Source organism: Halopseudomonas pelagia, from assembly GCF_009497895.1.
In the GTDB taxonomy this organism is placed as follows: Bacteria; Pseudomonadota; Gammaproteobacteria; order Pseudomonadales; family Pseudomonadaceae; genus Halopseudomonas; species Halopseudomonas pelagia_A.
Map to the genome: position 1 here is coordinate 2,426,144 of NZ_CP033116.1, position 15,890 is coordinate 2,442,033.

11 protein-coding genes are annotated in these 15,890 nt (G+C 57.0%); 8 read left to right on the plus strand and 3 right to left on the minus strand.

The annotated features are described in order from the left end of the window. The first annotated feature begins 61 nt into the window (after positions 1-61). On the plus strand, positions 62-943 hold the full coding sequence (locus EAO82_RS11445) for a LysR substrate-binding domain-containing protein (RefSeq protein WP_096345835.1): 882 nt from the start codon (positions 62-64) through the stop codon (positions 941-943). A 90-nt stretch (positions 944-1,033) separates the two neighbouring features. Here the strand turns inward: EAO82_RS11445 and EAO82_RS11450 are convergent, their stop codons facing one another. From EAO82_RS11450 to EAO82_RS11460, 3 genes are all read right to left on the minus strand, one after another. Next, positions 1,034-1,570, minus strand: coding sequence for a glycine zipper 2TM domain-containing protein (locus EAO82_RS11450; protein ID WP_096345836.1), 537 nt, complete (start codon positions 1,568-1,570; stop codon positions 1,034-1,036). A 459-nt stretch (positions 1,571-2,029) separates the two neighbouring features. Next, positions 2,030-5,287 carry an EAL domain-containing protein gene (locus EAO82_RS11455; RefSeq protein ID WP_231703196.1) on the minus strand — a complete coding sequence of 1,086 codons (3,258 nt, stop codon included), beginning with the start codon at positions 5,285-5,287 and terminating at the stop codon, positions 2,030-2,032. A 102-nt stretch (positions 5,288-5,389) separates the two neighbouring features. Then, positions 5,390-6,262: a LysR family transcriptional regulator gene (locus tag EAO82_RS11460; RefSeq protein WP_096345837.1), complete on the minus strand. Its 873-nt coding sequence runs from the start codon at positions 6,260-6,262 to the stop codon at positions 5,390-5,392. Positions 6,263-6,432: 170 nt separating this feature from the next. Here EAO82_RS11460 and leuC point away from each other — a divergent pair, with 170 nt between their 5' ends. From leuC to truA, 7 genes are all read left to right on the plus strand, one after another. Then, entirely contained in the window at positions 6,433-7,866 is a 1,434-nt protein-coding gene (leuC, locus tag EAO82_RS11465) for a 3-isopropylmalate dehydratase large subunit (RefSeq protein WP_096345838.1), read from the plus strand. After that, a complete protein-coding gene (gene leuD / locus EAO82_RS11470) occupies positions 7,863-8,516 on the plus strand; it encodes a 3-isopropylmalate dehydratase small subunit (protein WP_096345839.1) in 654 nt (217 codons plus the stop codon). The genes leuC and leuD overlap by 4 nt, the downstream gene beginning before the upstream one ends. Positions 8,517-8,550: 34 nt before the next feature. Then, a complete protein-coding gene (gene leuB, locus EAO82_RS11475) occupies positions 8,551-9,633 on the plus strand; it encodes a 3-isopropylmalate dehydrogenase (protein WP_096345840.1) in 1,083 nt (360 codons plus the stop codon). Between the two features lie 75 nt (positions 9,634-9,708). Then, positions 9,709-10,821, plus strand: a complete 1,113-nt coding sequence (gene asd, locus EAO82_RS11480) for an aspartate-semialdehyde dehydrogenase (protein ID WP_096345841.1) — start codon at positions 9,709-9,711, stop codon at positions 10,819-10,821. Between the two features lie 91 nt (positions 10,822-10,912). Then, entirely contained in the window at positions 10,913-11,932 is a 1,020-nt protein-coding gene (locus EAO82_RS11485) for an aspartate-semialdehyde dehydrogenase (protein WP_096345842.1), read from the plus strand. Positions 11,933-12,108: 176 nt separating this feature from the next. After that, positions 12,109-15,030, plus strand: coding sequence for a FimV/HubP family polar landmark protein (locus tag EAO82_RS11490; RefSeq protein ID WP_096345843.1), 2,922 nt, complete (start codon positions 12,109-12,111; stop codon positions 15,028-15,030). Positions 15,031-15,033: 3 nt separating this feature from the next. Next, positions 15,034-15,888, plus strand: coding sequence for a tRNA pseudouridine(38-40) synthase TruA (gene truA, locus EAO82_RS11495; protein ID WP_096345844.1), 855 nt, complete (start codon positions 15,034-15,036; stop codon positions 15,886-15,888). Positions 15,889-15,890: the final 2 nt, after the last annotated feature.

A 15,890-nucleotide genomic window follows, 5' to 3' on the forward strand; every position in this document is an offset into this window, starting at 1 on the left:
GGGCTGGCTAACCTATCGGTAAAACAAATAGTTTGGCTATATGTAAACGGAAAAACCGATAATGAAATACAGTTTCAGGCAGCTTGAAGTCTTTCTCGCCACTGCGACGCATGAAAATCTGACCCGGGCGGCCGAGAGCCTGGCCATGTCTCAGTCGGCCGCCAGTAGCGCGCTGCGGGATCTTGAACAGCAGTTCTCTGTGCAGTTGTTTGACCGTATTGGCAAACGTCTGCAGCTTAACGAGTTGGGCCATAACATTCGGCCTCGGGTTGAAGCGTTGCTGGATCAGGCGCGCAGCCTCGAGCAGGCGATGGCTCGGCACGAGGAGCCGGGCCATCTGAAAGTCGGGGCCACTCTGAGTATCGGTAATTATCTCGCAGTGGAGATCATGGCCCAATACATGCTCGAGCAACCGGGCGCAAAAGTGCAGCTGCAGGTGGCCAACACTTCCACCATTGTTCAAAAGCTGCTTAATTTCGAGTTGGATATCGGTCTTATAGAAGGGGAGACGCAGCATACTGATCTGGAGATGCTGCCCTGGCGGGACGATGAGTTAGTGGTATTTTGTGCGCCCGATCACCCCTGGGCGGGCAAGCCTTGGCTGAATGATGAAGACCTGCTGGCGGCGCAATGGATTATTCGTGAACCAGGGTCGGGCACGCGCCAACATTTTGAGTGGGCCATGCATGGGTTGCTGCCGCAATTGCAGATCAAACTTGAGCTACAGCATACAGAGGCGATCAAGCGTGCAGTTGAGGCCGGGCTGGGCGTGGGTTGCCTGTCAGCGATTACCCTGGTGGAAGCCTTCCGCAGGGGCAGTCTGGTGCCGTTATCCGTGCCGCAGCGGGATTTCCGGCGGGGCTTCTACTTTGCATTGCATCGCAGCAAATTCCGAACGGCAGGATTGCAAAGCTGGCTGGAGTTATGCCGCGCGTCCGTTTGAAAAGTACCTCTAGGATAAATCGCGTGCACAAAAAAGCCTGACGTCATCACATGCTTGTGATTAAACGTCAGGCTTAATGGGAGCTGCGTATTACTGCTTGGAAAGAACCAATTGGCCTTCTTCCAGCGGAATGCGGTTGCCTGGTTTGTGGTCCATGCGAACGCTGCCTTCTTCCTCGCCGATGGTGTAATCCACCTGATAGGCAACTACCCTGTCATTGCTGTCGTAAACAGTCTCGCAACGGGTTTCGGTTGTGGTGTAAGTGCTGTTTTGCTGCATTCTTTCCTGGGTTTTATTCCCAGCGTAACCGCCAGCTGCAGCGCCTGCGACGGTAGCAATTTTCTTGCCGCTACCACCACCTACCTGGTTACCTAGCAGGCCACCCACTACGGCACCAGCGACTGAGCCGAGCACTTGATGTTGATCCTGAACAGGCTTCTGCCGGTTTACGGCCACCTCTTGGCAAACCTCTCTGGGAGTTTTCTCGGTTTGCGTGATTTCTTCCACGTTAACCACTTGGGCGTAGGTAGGCTCTTTGTCCGAAAGCGCGGTATAACCGGCAATCGCACCGCCGGCGGTGGCTACTACAGCACCGATAATGATGCCCGACAGCATTGACTTGTTCATAATGAAACTCCAGTGCGATGATATGTGTGCATTTTTTTAGTACGCACCGTTCTGACAAGATACTGTGACATAGGTTCAGACTTTAGTCTGTAACTAATGTGACACAGGTCGCATTCTCAGGCGAGTGGTCAGCGCAAATGTCACCGGACGCCGCCACTGGTTCTTCAGGCTGCTCCATATCAGTGCCAGCCAGTAGAGCAGATGCTGCCAACGCGATGCCTGCCGGTTCAGATAGATTTTACTACGCTGATCAATGAAGGGTGTTTCACCCAGAACTCAAATAGCTCTATGCCCTCTGCCACGGCAAAGACACGGATATCCTTGAGCTTGTTCTAATGGGCGTGGGAACAGACTAACAGCGCTTTTTTGTCCAGGGTCACCGGCAAATCCTTACGAGATGAGCCGGCATTCTGCTTTATTTTTGCTGTTTTTGGCAGCCTGGCGCGCAGAGACCGCGGGTCAGGGTAGCGGCAGTGCGTGAGAGTCGCGTTTCAAAATGCGGACGAAATCTCCTTCCGCCACTGGCGGGCTATATAAATAGCCTTGGAACGCGTGGCAGGACTGAGTTTGGAGGAAATCCAGCTGCTCCTGGGTTTCCACACCTTCGGCAATGAGTTCTAGCCGGAGGTTACGTGCCATCGCAATAATCGCCCGCACGATCTCCGCATCATTGGCGTCCCGGGTACAGTCGCGAATAAACGACTGATCGATCTTCAACAGGTCGAGGGGTAGGCGCTTGAGATAACTGAGTGAGGAATAGCCGGTGCCGAAATCGTCTAGCGCAAACCTTACGCCCATATCCCGCAGTTCCTGCATCTTGGCGATGGTATCGCTGATATTCTGAATAACGATGTTTTCGGTAATTTCCAGTTTCAGGCAACGTGCAGGCACGCCGCGGCTGTCTATAGCGTGGCGCACCTGGTCAACAAAATCGGGTTGGCGAAATTGCCGGGGGCTGATATTCACGCTGAGGCTGAACTCTTCAGGGCTGATATGGCCCTGGCGCAACAGTTCGGCGATGAATTGGCAGGCTCGTCCCAGCACCCAGGTTCCGACTTCGAGAATCATGCCGCTTTCTTCCAGTACATGAATGAAACCCATTGGGCCGGTAAGACCCTTTGTTGGATGCATCCAGCGAATCAGCGCTTCAGCGCCGACAATGCGTTGTTCCAGAGCGTCGAATTGCGGTTGATAAAAGAGCACGAACTCACATTTGCTCACCGCGACGCGCAACTCGGTTTCCACGGAAAGTCGCTCACTGGCGGCGATCTGCATCGCCTGTTCGAAAAAGGCGATGCCGTTTCTGCCATTTTCTTTGACTTTGTAAAGAGCGATATCCGCGCGTTTGAGCAAATCGTCCGGGTTGGTTCCGTGTTCCGGCAGCAGTGTGATACCTATGCTGCAACCCAGTTGCAGGCTATGGCCTTCGATCAGCATCGGCGCCGACAACGCGGCAAGCAGCTTTTCAGCGGTATGCTGCACTTGCCGGTGGATTGCCTCGGAGGGACCTTCCATTCCGCAAAGTAGCACTACAAACTCGTCACCGCCCAGGCGTGCGACCGTGTCGACTTTGCGCACCTGCGCCAACAGGCGACGGCTGACCTCCTGTAATACCGCATCACCGCAGGAGTGCCCCAGAGAGTCGTTGATGTGCTTGAAGTGGTCGAGATCAAAAAACAGGATTGCGCTGCTTTGCAGCAATCGCTCGCAAACCGCCAGGTTCTGAGTCACGCGGTCACTCAACAGCATGCGGTTGGGCAGGTCGGTGAGGGCGTCGTGGTACGCCAGATGCTTGACCCGCGCTTCAATCAGTTTCTGCTCGGTAATATCGCGTGCGGTCAACAGCATGCATTCGGTGCCGTCGATAATCATCGGTTCGATCGATACCGACACCAGAAGCTCCTGACCAAACTTGCCATTCACGCGCATTTCTCGCTGCCGTACACGACCGTACCTTTCCAGCTCATCAATCAGCACGGCGCGTTCGGAATAGTCTGCCCATATGTTCATGTCCCGCGCGGTTCTGCCGATCGCATCGGTGGCGGTAAATCCAGTTAAGCGGGTGAAACCTTCGTTGACGTCCAGGTGCTTGCCGGTGGCCTTTTCACTAATGCTGATGGAGTCAGGGCTGGCTCTGAAAGCCCGGGAAAATTTATCCTCGGACGCGCGCAGTGCTGCTTCCGCTTCCTTGCGTGCGGTAATGTCCTTGAAGGTGGAGAGCATGCACAACTGACGGTTGATGGTGATGAAACTGCTCGACACTTCGCAGGTCAGGTACAGGCCCTCGCGGGTCACGAAGTCGATTTCCATACTGTTGAGGCCGGCCGCTGGATCGATTCTTTTCAGCACTTGCGTACGCTGCTGCGCATCGCGCCAGAACCCGACGTCAAGAGCGGTTCTGCCAATGATATCTTCGGTGCGGTAACCAAATACGCGGGTGAAACTCTGATTGATCTCGATGACCAGTTGCGTGGTCGCATTAACCAGGATGTAAGGATCGGGCGAGCCTTGAAATAGTGCCGAGAACTTGGCTTCACTGCGCTGCAAGGCCTGCTCACTGCGGCGTCGATCGGTAATGTCTTTCAGGGTGCCGACCATGCGCTGAATACTGCCATCGCTGTGGCGATGAAGCGTGGCTGTCACTTCCACCCAGCGCAGGCTGTCGTTTTCCGGAACTAGACTGTAAGTCAGGCGATAACGCGACTGCGTGCCACGGCCAATGGCGATGAAGCTGCGACGCAGCTCACGGCGGTGTTTGCCGGGAATGTCCTTCATGAACAGCTGCAATGGGCCATCCCATGCTTCCTCGGCGTGACCGTGCAGTGCGGCGGCGCGCGCCGAACAGTGAAGCAGGTCAGTGTGCGGGCTCCAATCCCATATACCCATCTGCGCCGCTTCCAGCGCCATGTTCAAGCGCTCCTGACTTTCGCGCAGGGCGTTATCGTGCTGCTTCTGTTCGGTAATGTCGTGCGCGGTAATCACCAGGCATTCACTGCCATTGACTATCACCGGTTCGGCATACAGGGTGACGTCGAGGCGAGAACCATTCTGATGATGGATGTGCACCTCACGATTACGGATACGGCCTTCTTGGCGCAGCACCTCATGCATCAGCTCGTAGGTGGCGCGCTCCATCACGCCCAGCTCACACAGCGTATGCCCAAGCGCATCAATCGGCTTGAGGCCGGTCAAGAGTTCAAAGCTTTGATTGGCCTCAAGCAGCAGCTCAGTCTGCATATCCAGCACCACGATGGCTTCATGGCTGGCATTGAACGCCTTGAGATATTTTTCCTGGGAAATTTTCAGCTCACGCTCGGTACGGATGCGCGCGGTAATATCATGGGCCATCGATAGACGGCATTCGATGCCATGAACGACAATGGCTTCCATCGAAACCAGGCAGGTTTTCATCTCCCCACTTCGGCAGCGTAATACCGCTTCGAACTCGACAATTCGGCCTTCACTGGCAAAGCGATCAAGCAACTGCAGGCGCTGCTTCTTGCTCGCCCAGAGCGGGAATTCAGACGAAAGCTGATCAATAATGTTTTCCGGCCGCCAGCCGAACAGCTCCTCAAACGCCGGGTTGACGTCTACCACACGGCTGGTGGCAGCCTCTGCCAGCATGCTGGCAATGGGCATGCGGTGGAACAGCCGTTTGAACGCGACATCCTGATCGCTGCCCGCTTTATGCTTGTTAGCGCTGGGTAACTGCGGCATTAATCCGTCCCTGACTGGGTTTGCTTCCGACGAACAGGCAAGACAATTCTCTCTTTCGCTAGATTGAAAATAGACTTAGAAAAGGCTGCAAACAAGGCCCCATTACATTTGTTTGCAATCAAGCTGCCGCACCAGCGCCTGGCCCGCATTCGACAGGGTTCTACCGCTGTGCCAGATCACACCGAGCTGACGCTGCAGCGTCACGTCGGGGACCTGCAGAGCTTTTACCTGTGTATCCAGCATGGTGCGTGGCAATACGCTCCAGGCCAGGCCGATCGACACCATCATCTTGATGGTTTCCAGATAGTTGGTGCTCATGCGTATTTGCGGACTCACCCCGCGCTGCTGAAACAGCTGGCTGACCACCTTGTGAGTAAAGGTATTCACGCCTGGGAACACCGCCGGGTAAGCGGCCAGTTGCGCAAGATCGACCTGTGGCAGGTTGGCCAGCGGATGCTCCGGAGCCACTACAAAATCAAGCGGATCATCCCAGACGGCTTTGGCCATGATCGGCGGCTCCAGGATCGGTGCCAGGGTGATCACCGCCAGTTCAATCTCGCCGTGCAGGACTTTGTCATAGGCCACCTCTGAATCAAGGAAGTCTATGTCCAGCGCCACGTCTGGATAAGCCGCCGTGTAGGTACGCAAGACCGGAGGGAGACGATGAAGGCCAATGTGATGACTGGTGGCCATGCTCAGGCGCCCCTGGACCTGGCTTGACAGGTTGCCAAGGGCGCGCCGGGTGTCTTTCAGGGCGGTGATGATCTGTTCGGCGCGCGGTTTCAACGCCCGGCCTGCTTCCGTCATGCTGATATGTCTGCCTATACGGTCGAATAGTCGCGCGTCCAGCTGCTGCTCCAGAGTGGCAATCCTTTTGCTGATCGCCGGTTGAGTGAGATGCAGTTGCTCTGCCGCGCGGGAAAACGAGGCATGCTCGGCCACCGCGAGGAAGGCTGACAGGTTGGCAGTATCCATGATTGAGATTCCATATGGTTATCCAATACATGAATAATATGAATTTGTGTTATCCGTTGCCAGCTTTTAAGCTTATTACGTTATTCAACGTGATCTATTTGAAATAAGCACGCCACCGAACGAGCGATCAACGCTCGCCTGGCAGCACCAGCCTGGTTCAGGAGTACAGCATGTCCGCCAAGACCCTTTACGACAAGCTTTGGGACAATCATATCGTCAAGCAGCGCGATGATGGCTCTGCACTGCTTTATATAGACCGTCACCTGTTGCACGAAGTGACCTCACCGCAGGCTTTCGAAGGCCTGCGCCTGGCCGGTCGCAAGCCCTGGCGTATCGACGCCAATCTGGCCACCCCGGATCACAACGTACCGACCACCAATCGGGCGGCCGGCGTTTCCGGTATCAGCGATCTGGTATCCAAGTTGCAGGTCACCACCCTGGACGATAACTGCACGGATTTCGGCATTCTTGAATTCAAGATGACCGACCGCCGCCAGGGCATCGTGCACGTGGTCGGGCCGGAGCAGGGCGCTACCTTGCCGGGCATGACCGTGGTCTGTGGTGATTCGCACACCGCTACGCATGGTGCCTTTGCTGCGCTGGCGCACGGCATCGGTACCTCGGAGGTCGAGCATGTGTTGGCTACCCAGTGTCTGGTGGCCAAGAAGATGAAGAATATGCTGGTCCAGGTCGATGGTCAGTTGGGTTTTGGCGTGACTGCCAAGGACATTGTGCTTGCTGTTATTGGCCAGATCGGCACCGCTGGCGGCAATGGTCATGCGATTGAGTTCGCCGGATCGGCAATTCGTGATCTGTCGATGGAAGGGCGCATGACCATTTGCAATATGGCCATTGAAGCAGGCGCGCGTGTGGGCATGGTCGCTTGCGACGACAAGACCATCGCTTATGTGGAAGGCCGTCCCTATGCACCCAAGGGTGCGGACTGGGACCAGGCCGTAGCCGCCTGGAAAGATCTGGGGTCTGACGAGGGTGCAGTATTCGATACCGTGGTCGAGTTGGACGCGGCAAGCATCAAGCCGCAGGTCTCCTGGGGTACGTCACCGGAAATGGTGGTGGCAGTAGATGCACTGGTACCCGATCCGACCCAAGAGCTGGATGCAGTCAAACGCAACGGCTACGAGCGCGCGCTTAAATATATGGGCCTGGAGGCCAATCAGCCGATCACGTCGATCAAGCTGGATCGGGTGTTTATCGGTTCCTGCACCAATTCACGCATTGAGGATCTGCGTGCGGCCGCCGCCGTTGCCAAGGGTCGTCAGGTATCGGCCGGTATCAAGCAGGCGATGGTGGTGCCGGGGTCCGGGTTGGTAAAAGAGCAGGCTGAACTGGAAGGTCTGGACAAGATTTTCATGGCTGCCGGTTTTGAGTGGCGTGACCCGGGTTGCTCCATGTGTCTGGCGATGAACCCGGACCGTCTCGAGTCTGGCGAGCATTGCGCCTCTACATCCAACCGCAACTTCGAAGGACGCCAGGGCAACGGTGGGCGTACGCATCTGGTCAGCCCGGCCATGGCGGCAGCGGCGGCTATCGCCGGTCATTTCGTTGATGTTCGTGACATGCTTAATCAGGAGGCCAGCGCATGAAGCCTTTTACTCAGCATACCGGTCTGGTCGCACCCCTGGACCGTGCAAATGTGGATACCGATCAGATTATTCCCAAGCAGTTTCTCAAGTCGATTCGCCGTAGCGGTTTTGGCAAGAACCTGTTTGATGAGTGGCGCTACCTGGACGAAGGCCTGCCGGATCAGGATGCATCGCACCGTCCGCTGAACCCGGATTTCGTGCTCAATCAGCCGCGCTACCATGGCGCCAGCGTGCTGTTGGCGCGCAAGAATTTTGGCTGTGGTTCCAGCCGTGAGCATGCGCCCTGGGCGCTGGAAGAGTACGGTTTCAGAACCATTCTGGCTCCCAGCTACGCGGATATTTTCTATAACAACAGCTTTAAGAACGGCCTGTTACCCCTTGTTTTGACTGAAGAAGAAATCGATGAGCTCTTTGTCCAAGCCGAGCAGGTGCCAGGCTATGAACTGACTGTTGATCTGCAGGCGCAGACTGTGACGCGGCCTGACGGCAAGCAGTACAGCTTCGAGGTGGACGCGTTTCGTAAACACTGCCTGCTCAACGGTCTGGACGATATCGGCCTGACGCTGGAAGACGCGGAGGCGATTCGCGCATTTGAAGTCGGGCACAAACAAGATAACCCCTGGTTGTTCGGCGCCATCAAGGGCGTTTGATACCCGGCGACGGTTCTGATTTTAAGGAATAGATATGAGCATGAAGATTCTGGTTCTGCCCGGTGACGGTATTGGTCCCGAGATCATGGCCGAAGCGGTCAAGGTGCTGGAGTTGGCCAACGACAAGTTCGACCTGGGCGCGGAGCTGAGCTACGACGATCTCGGTGGCGCCGCCTACGATCGCTACGGCAGTCCGCTGGCGGATGAGACGCTTGAGCGCGCGCGTCTGGCTGATGCCATTCTGCTTGGCGCGGTCGGTGGCCCCAAATGGGATACGATTGATCCGGCGCTGCGTCCAGAGCGCGGTTTGCTGAAAATTCGCTCGCAACTGGAACTGTTTGGCAACTTGCGCCCGGCGATTCTCTACCCGCAATTGGCCGAGGCCTCCACCCTGAAGCCAGAAGTGGTCTCCGGGCTGGATATCCTTATCGTTCGCGAACTGACCGGCGGCATCTATTTCGGTCAGCCGCGTGAGCGCAAGGTGCTGGAGTCCGGCGAGCGCTTCGCCTTCGATACCCTGCCTTACAGCGAGTCTGAAGTACGGCGCATTGCCAAGGTCGGTTTCGACTCGGCGCGGGTGCGTGGCAAGAAGCTCTGCTCAGTAGACAAGGCCAACGTGCTGGCCTCCAGCCAACTGTGGCGTGAAGTAGTGGAGGAGGTGGGCAAGGACTACCCGGATGTCGAGCTGTCGCACATCTATGTCGACAACGCCGCCATGCAGCTGGTGCGGGCGCCCAAGCAGTTCGATGTGATCGTCACCGACAATCTGTTCGGAGACATTCTATCTGATCAGGCGTCCATGCTCACCGGCTCGATCGGCATGCTGCCGTCAGCGTCACTGGATGCCAATAACAAGGGCATGTACGAGCCCTGCCATGGCAGCGCGCCGGACATTGCCGGCAAAGGCGTTGCCAATCCGCTGGCGACCATCCTGTCGGTCTCGATGATGCTGCGTTACAGCTTCAATCAGGTAGCGGCGGCCGATGCAATCGAGCAGGCGGTGAGTCTGGTGCTCGATCAAAAGCTGCGCACCGGGGACATCATGTCCGAGGGTTGTCAGTTGGTCGGCACGGCACAGATGGGCGACGCCGTGGCCGCAGCTCTTAAAAACCTGTAAACTGTACGGCTTTGCGTTGCGCCCGGCTGGTCCGGGCGCAATAGTCTTTGAATTTACCCCACGGGGGTTGTAGTTATGAAACAAGTAGGTCTGGTTGGCTGGCGCGGCATGGTTGGTTCCGTGCTGATGCAGCGCATGCGCGAAGAAAACGATTTCGCCGATATCGAGCCGGTGTTCTTCACGACATCGAATGTTGGCGGAGCAGGTCCGGATATCGGCAAGGATATTCCACCGCTTAAAGATGCTTTCGATATCGAGTCGCTGAAGCCGCTGGACGTGATCATTACCTGCCAGGGTGGCGATTACACCCAGGCGGTCTACCCGAAGCTACGTGCCGAGGGTTGGAATGGTTACTGGATTGATGCGGCTTCCACACTACGTATGGAAGACGAGGCGGTTATCATTCTGGATCCGGTGAATCGCAAGAATGTCGATCAGGCGTTGCGTGACGGGGTCAAGACCTACGTTGGCGGCAACTGTACTGTCAGTCTGATGCTGATGGGTCTTGGCGGTCTGTTCGAGCAGGGTCTGGTGGAGTGGATGAGCGCCATGACCTATCAGGCGGCCAGTGGTGCCGGTGCGCAGAACATGCGCGAGCTGATCGGGCAGATGGGCACTATTCATGGCTCGGTAGCGGATAAGCTGGCCGATCCGGCTAGTGCGATTCTCGAAATCGATCGCCAGGTAGCGCAAACCCTGCGCTCTGAAGACTTTCCGGCCGAGCACTTTGGCGTGCCTTTGGCAGGCAGCCTGATTCCCTGGATCGACAAGCAATTGCCTAACGGTCAAAGCCGCGAAGAGTGGAAAGCCCAGGCGGAGACCAACAAGATCATCGGCCGCAGTGGCCGTCCGATCCCGGTCGATGGCATCTGCGTGCGCATTGGCGCCATGCGTTGCCATAGCCAGGCGCTGACCATCAAGCTGAACAAGGACGTGCCACTGGCGGATATCGAATCCATGCTCGCCGAGCACAATTCCTGGTCCAAGGTGGTGCCTAATACTAAAGAAGACACATTGCGTGATCTGACGCCGACTGCCGTGACCGGCACCTTGTCGGTCCCCGTCGGGCGTCTGCGCAAGCTGAACATGGGCTCGCAGTACCTGTCCGCGTTCACTGTCGGTGACCAGCTCCTGTGGGGTGCGGCTGAACCGCTGCGCCGCATGCTGCGGATTCTGCAGGAGAGCTAATCGGCTGGCTGGTTTTTTTTCAGGGGCACCCTGGCATTCGCCTGGGTGCCCCTTTGTTTTTGAGCAAGGTTTTTTCAGTTGAGGAATACGTATGAGCAAGACCTGTGACGTAGCGATAGTGGGTGTAACCGGCATGATCGGTGACGTGCTGATCAATGTGCTGGAAGATCACGAGTTCCCTATCGGAAGACTCTATTTGGTTGACGAGGAAGCCTCGGCTGGCGGACGACTGATGTACAAAGGCCAGAGTCTGCGGGTTGAGCCGCTGGAGCGCTTTGACTTCAGCAACGTCCGTGTCGCGGTGTTCTTTTGTGCCGAATCTGTTACCGCCACCTGGGCGCCGCGAGCGGTGGAGACGGGGTGTAGTGTTATCGATGGCAGCGGGCATTTCCGCGCGGATACCAGCGTGCCGTTAATGGTTGCAGGCGCCAATCCCCAGGTGCTGGAAGGGCGCACCTGGCCGGGTATTGTGGCTTGCCCGGATAGCCAGGTGGTGCAAGCCGTGTTGGCCTTGCGCGCAGTCGCCGGGTCTGGAGTTGAGGCCTTGTCCATCGCTACCTATCAGTCCATGTCGACTCGGGACCTGGACGCGGTGGAAGGCCTGGCTCTGCAGACCGGTCGTCTGCTTAACGGGCAGCCGCCGGAAACAGGCGCGCTGGAAAAGCAGGCCGCATTCAACCTGATCCCGCGTACCGGGGATGTGGATGAGCAGGGTTACACCCGTGATGAGGTCCGGCTGGCGGATGATCTACGGCGTATTTTCGAAGCGCCGGATATGCCCGTCAGCGTGACATGCGTACTCGTGCCGGTATTTTATGGCAATGCGGCGGTAGTTCATGCTAAAACGACTGAATTAGTTGACGTCAAACGACTGGCGGGGCTTATTCGCAAGGCCCCGGGAGTGAAATTGCTGGATAAGCCAGCGCCGGGTGGCTACCCGACGCCGGTTTCGGAAGCGACAGGAAGTGATTCGGTATGGATTGGTCGGTTACGTCAGGATCGGTTGGATCCCTTTGGACTGAATATGTGGATTGTGTCAGATAATCTGCGAAAAGGTGTTGTACTTAACAGTCTTCAGGCCCTCGACCTGTTGATAAAAGACTATTTGTAATCAATACTTGCTGTGGATTTCGTATTAAGCAGATTAGGTTTGGGCTTTTGACCGCTCAGGCCTAATAGGTGTGCCAGGTTGCTGCGGACCGGGTGGGGAGTTGTAGAAAGGGCCGGTACGTGAGCAACGGGATCTGTTGACGCGAGAGAAAACGATAAAAGCAAAGGAACTTCGCTATGGTTCGCAAACTGGTTTTGGCTGTCGCCGCAGCAAGCGCTCTGATGTCATCGAATATGACACTCGCTTTGGGCGTTGGGGATATCAACCTGCGCTCGGCGCTGAATCAGCCTTTGGATGCTGAGATCGAGCTGCTACAGGTCAAGGATTTATCCAGCCAGGAAATTCTGCCTAATCTCGCGTCGCCAGATGAATTTGGCAGAGCCGGCATTGAACGGAACTTTTTCCTTAACGATCTAGTGTTCACTCCGGTTATCCGGCCTGATGGTCGTGCGGTGATCCGCGTCACTTCTAGCAAGCCAGTTAAGGAACCTTTCCTCAATTTTCTGATGGAAGTGCGCTGGCCGTCCGGTCGAGTATTACGCGAATTCACCCTATTGCTCGACCCTCCGCTGTACAGTCCGACGCCGGTCACTGCCAGCGCCCCGGCCACGCAAGCCTGGCGTGCTCCTGTCGAGCCAACCCAGCGTCCAGTGCCTACGGTTGCCGCCGCTCAGCCCAGAGATACTCAGCCCCAAACCCAGTCCCCGTCTCAGCCACGGCCTCAGTCACCTGCGCCTGCAGCAGCTAGCCCGTCATCTGAGCAAGCCTCCGGCGAGTGGCGTACCAGCCGCACTGATACCTTGTGGGAGATTGCGCTTCGGAGTCGACCGTCCGGCGCCTCGGTACACCAGACCATGCTGGCGATCCAGGAGCTCAACCCGAACGCCTTTATCGATAATAATATCAATCGGCTGAAAGCGGATCAGACCCTGACGCTGCCCGACGCTGAACAGGCACGTCGTCTTGGCCAGGCCGAGGCAGTAGCTCAGGTTGCAGCGCAGAACAGTGCCTGGCAAGGCGGTCAACGGGCTGAGCCAGCGCAGCGTCAGTTGGATGCTCGGCAGCAAGATGCCGCGCCTGCGGCACCGGAAACGGCTCCTGAGGGCGACTCGCTGCGCCTGGTGGCCGGCAGTGCCGAGCAGGGTGAAGGTGCGTCAGAGAGTGCCAGCACCGATTCGGCCAGTCGTCTGCGTGATCAACTTGACGAGACCAAAGAACAGCTTGATTCGCTCGAACGGGAGAAAGCGGAGGCGGATAGCCGCCTGACCGACATGCAGGCGCAGATGGACACCTTGCAGCGCTTGCTCGAGCTCAAGGATGCTCAATTGGCAGCGATGCAGGAGCAGTTGGGTGATTCGGCCGAGCTGCCGGATATAGCGCCAGAACCAGCCGCTGACGCGTCAGCTGCCGATGTGGTTGCTGGCGAGAACGCTCTGGATCCCGAGCTGCCCGCTGTTGACGAATCGGGCCTGCCCGCTGATCAGATGGAGGCCCCGGCAGACAGCCTGGCGGAAATGCCCGAAAACACGGAAACGCCAATCGAGCTTGATGAAGCAGTTGCCGACGATAGTGGTGAGGTAGCCGGTCAGGCCGATACTGGAGCTGCGGAACTGTCACCTTCAGCAGCCCCCGTTCCTGAAACCCCCGCTGCCGAGAGCAATGATCAGGCTCCTGCTGTGGTAGATGCAGAGCAAGACGGCGTCGAGGCGCTGCTGCAGCGGATGATGCAGAACCAGACATTCCTGATTGTTGGTGGCGGCATCATCTTGCTGCTGATATTGCTTCTGCTGATGGCGCTGGCACGTCGCAATGCGCGTCGCGAGGCGGAAATGGCGGATAACTTCATAGCGCGTGCTGCCGAAAACGGGGAAGGCGATGAATCAGGCGATGCCGATGAGTTCAATGTCGCACTGGCCAGCTTTGATGAAGAATCGCAAGAGCTGGGGATCAGTCATGATCCGATTACTGAGGCCGACGCCCTCATTGCCTATGGCAAGCTCGCTGAAGCAGCCGAAGTACTGAACGCGGCGATAGAGGTCGAGCCCGAGCGTACCGATCTTCGCTTCAAACTGATGGAGGTTGAAGGGCTGCTCGACAACCGTGAAGGTTACGCCGAGCAAATGACAGCGCTGCGCGACATGGGTGCTCCCGAGTCGCAGATAGCCGCCATGAACGCGCGCTTCCCGGTTATGGCTGCGGCGCTAGCCGCCGGTGCTGCGGTAGCTGATGATGACGCTACCCGGGACTCCCTGACGGAAGACGATGCTGAGACCGTCTTCGAGAAGGATGAGCTGGAAACAATCGAATATGACGTTGGCGGCTTTGAGCCTGAAGAGCCTGCTACTGACGCGGCCCCGGTCGCGGCTGAGTCGGAACACGACGACCTGGACCTGGATTTTGATCTGGATGACAACCTGGCCAAGGATCTGGCTGATCCAGGTGTCAGCGCGCCATCTTCCCAGACAGCTGAAGATGACTTTGAGCTGGATTTCAATCTGGATGAATCCCCTCAGCCAGCGAAAGCGGAAACTGAATCGGACTTTACCCTGGACGAAGATTTTGACCTGTCACTGACCGACGATCTTCAAGCCGACAGTCTGATGGCCGAGATGGATGCCATGGGCCAATCTGACGCCAAGACATCTACCGATGCGGAGTCTTCCGAGACTTCGTTCGATCTGTCCGACGAAGAGTTGATGCGCTTCGAAGAGGAGCTCAACGAGGCCGAAAACGAAGAGGCTGGTTTTGGTCAATCGGGAATTGAGTCGGATGCTCCAGCGAGCAATCTGACATCTGACGATAGCTCTTTCGAGTCGGATGAGCTGAATGACCCTCAACTCGATGATGACGACGAAATCGACGCGCTGCCTTCTTCAACGGCTGAGCAGGCGTTGGCAGACAGCATGGCCGAAGATGACGAAGACGAATTCGACTTTCTCTCCGGCACGGATGAATGCGCAACCAAGCTGGATCTGGCGCGGGCCTACATCGATATGGGTGATCAGGAAGGCGCTCGTGATATTCTCGGCGAAGTGCTGGAAGAGGGGAATGACCAGCAGAAGCAGGACGCTCGCGACATGATGGAGCAACTTGATTAAACAATGAGTAGTTCAACCTCAGACGCGGCCGCCCCAGAGGCGGCCGCTGTTGTTTCCAGGGTAGCGGCCTGCGTCGAATATCGCGGCACCGCGTACCGCGGCTGGCAGCGTCAGCAACCGGGAGTCAAGAGCGTCCAGGAGGCGGTCGAAAAAGCCCTTGGACGAGTCGCCAATCATCCGGTGAACCTGTTTTGCGCAGGCCGTACTGATGCCGGCGTACACGCCTCCTGTCAGATCATTCATTTTGAAACCAATGCGGTGCGTACCGCGTTCAACTGGGTGCATGGCGCCAATGCCAACCTGCCGGCGGATATCAGCCTGGCCTGGGCGCAAACCGTGCCGAAGGACTTTCATGCCCGGTTCTCGGCGGTAGCGCGACGTTATCGCTATGTTATCTACAATGACCCGGTCCGACCCGCGCACCTGGCGCACGAAGTGACCTGGAATTATCGGCCCCTGGATATCGATCTGATGCGGCGTGCGGCCGAGCCCCTGGTAGGCGAACACGACTTCACTTCCTACCGGGCGCTGGCATGCCAGGCAAAATCACCGGTCAAGCGGGTACATCACCTGAAATTGGTCGAGTTTGGTCGATTTATCGTGATCGATATTCGTTCTGATGCATTTTTGCATCATATGGTGCGCAACATTGCGGGTGTATTGATGCAGATTGGCTGTGGAGAAAGACCGGTGAGCTGGGCGGGCGAGGTGCTTGAAGCCCGCTGCCGACGCGAGGGCGGGCTGACTGCGCCGCCCTACGGTCTGTATCTGGTTGATGTCACTTATCCCGAGCGCTTTTCCTTGCCGGAACGGTATATGGGTCCGCACTTTCTGGCGGCGCTGAATACGCTCGACTGACG

What these genes read in the sequence shown, in the direction of transcription:
- leuB (WP_096345840.1), top strand. Translation starts at nt 8,551, where the DNA reads ATGAGCATGAAGATTCTGGTTCTGCCCGGTGACGGTATTGGTCCCGAG.
- EAO82_RS11460 (WP_096345837.1), bottom strand. Translation starts at nt 6,262, where the DNA reads ATGGATACTGCCAACCTGTCAGCCTTCCTCGCGGTGGCCGAGCATGCC.
- EAO82_RS11445 (WP_096345835.1), top strand. Translation starts at nt 62, where the DNA reads ATGAAATACAGTTTCAGGCAGCTTGAAGTCTTTCTCGCCACTGCGACG.
- EAO82_RS11450 (WP_096345836.1), bottom strand. Translation starts at nt 1,570, where the DNA reads ATGAACAAGTCAATGCTGTCGGGCATCATTATCGGTGCTGTAGTAGCC.
- EAO82_RS11485 (WP_096345842.1), top strand. Translation starts at nt 10,913, where the DNA reads ATGAGCAAGACCTGTGACGTAGCGATAGTGGGTGTAACCGGCATGATC.
- EAO82_RS11455 (WP_231703196.1), bottom strand. Translation starts at nt 5,287, where the DNA reads ATGCCGCAGTTACCCAGCGCTAACAAGCATAAAGCGGGCAGCGATCAG.
- leuD (WP_096345839.1), top strand. Translation starts at nt 7,863, where the DNA reads ATGAAGCCTTTTACTCAGCATACCGGTCTGGTCGCACCCCTGGACCGT.
- asd (WP_096345841.1), top strand. Translation starts at nt 9,709, where the DNA reads ATGAAACAAGTAGGTCTGGTTGGCTGGCGCGGCATGGTTGGTTCCGTG.
- EAO82_RS11490 (WP_096345843.1), top strand. Translation starts at nt 12,109, where the DNA reads ATGGTTCGCAAACTGGTTTTGGCTGTCGCCGCAGCAAGCGCTCTGATG.
- truA (WP_096345844.1), top strand. Translation starts at nt 15,034, where the DNA reads ATGAGTAGTTCAACCTCAGACGCGGCCGCCCCAGAGGCGGCCGCTGTT.
- leuC (WP_096345838.1), top strand. Translation starts at nt 6,433, where the DNA reads ATGTCCGCCAAGACCCTTTACGACAAGCTTTGGGACAATCATATCGTC.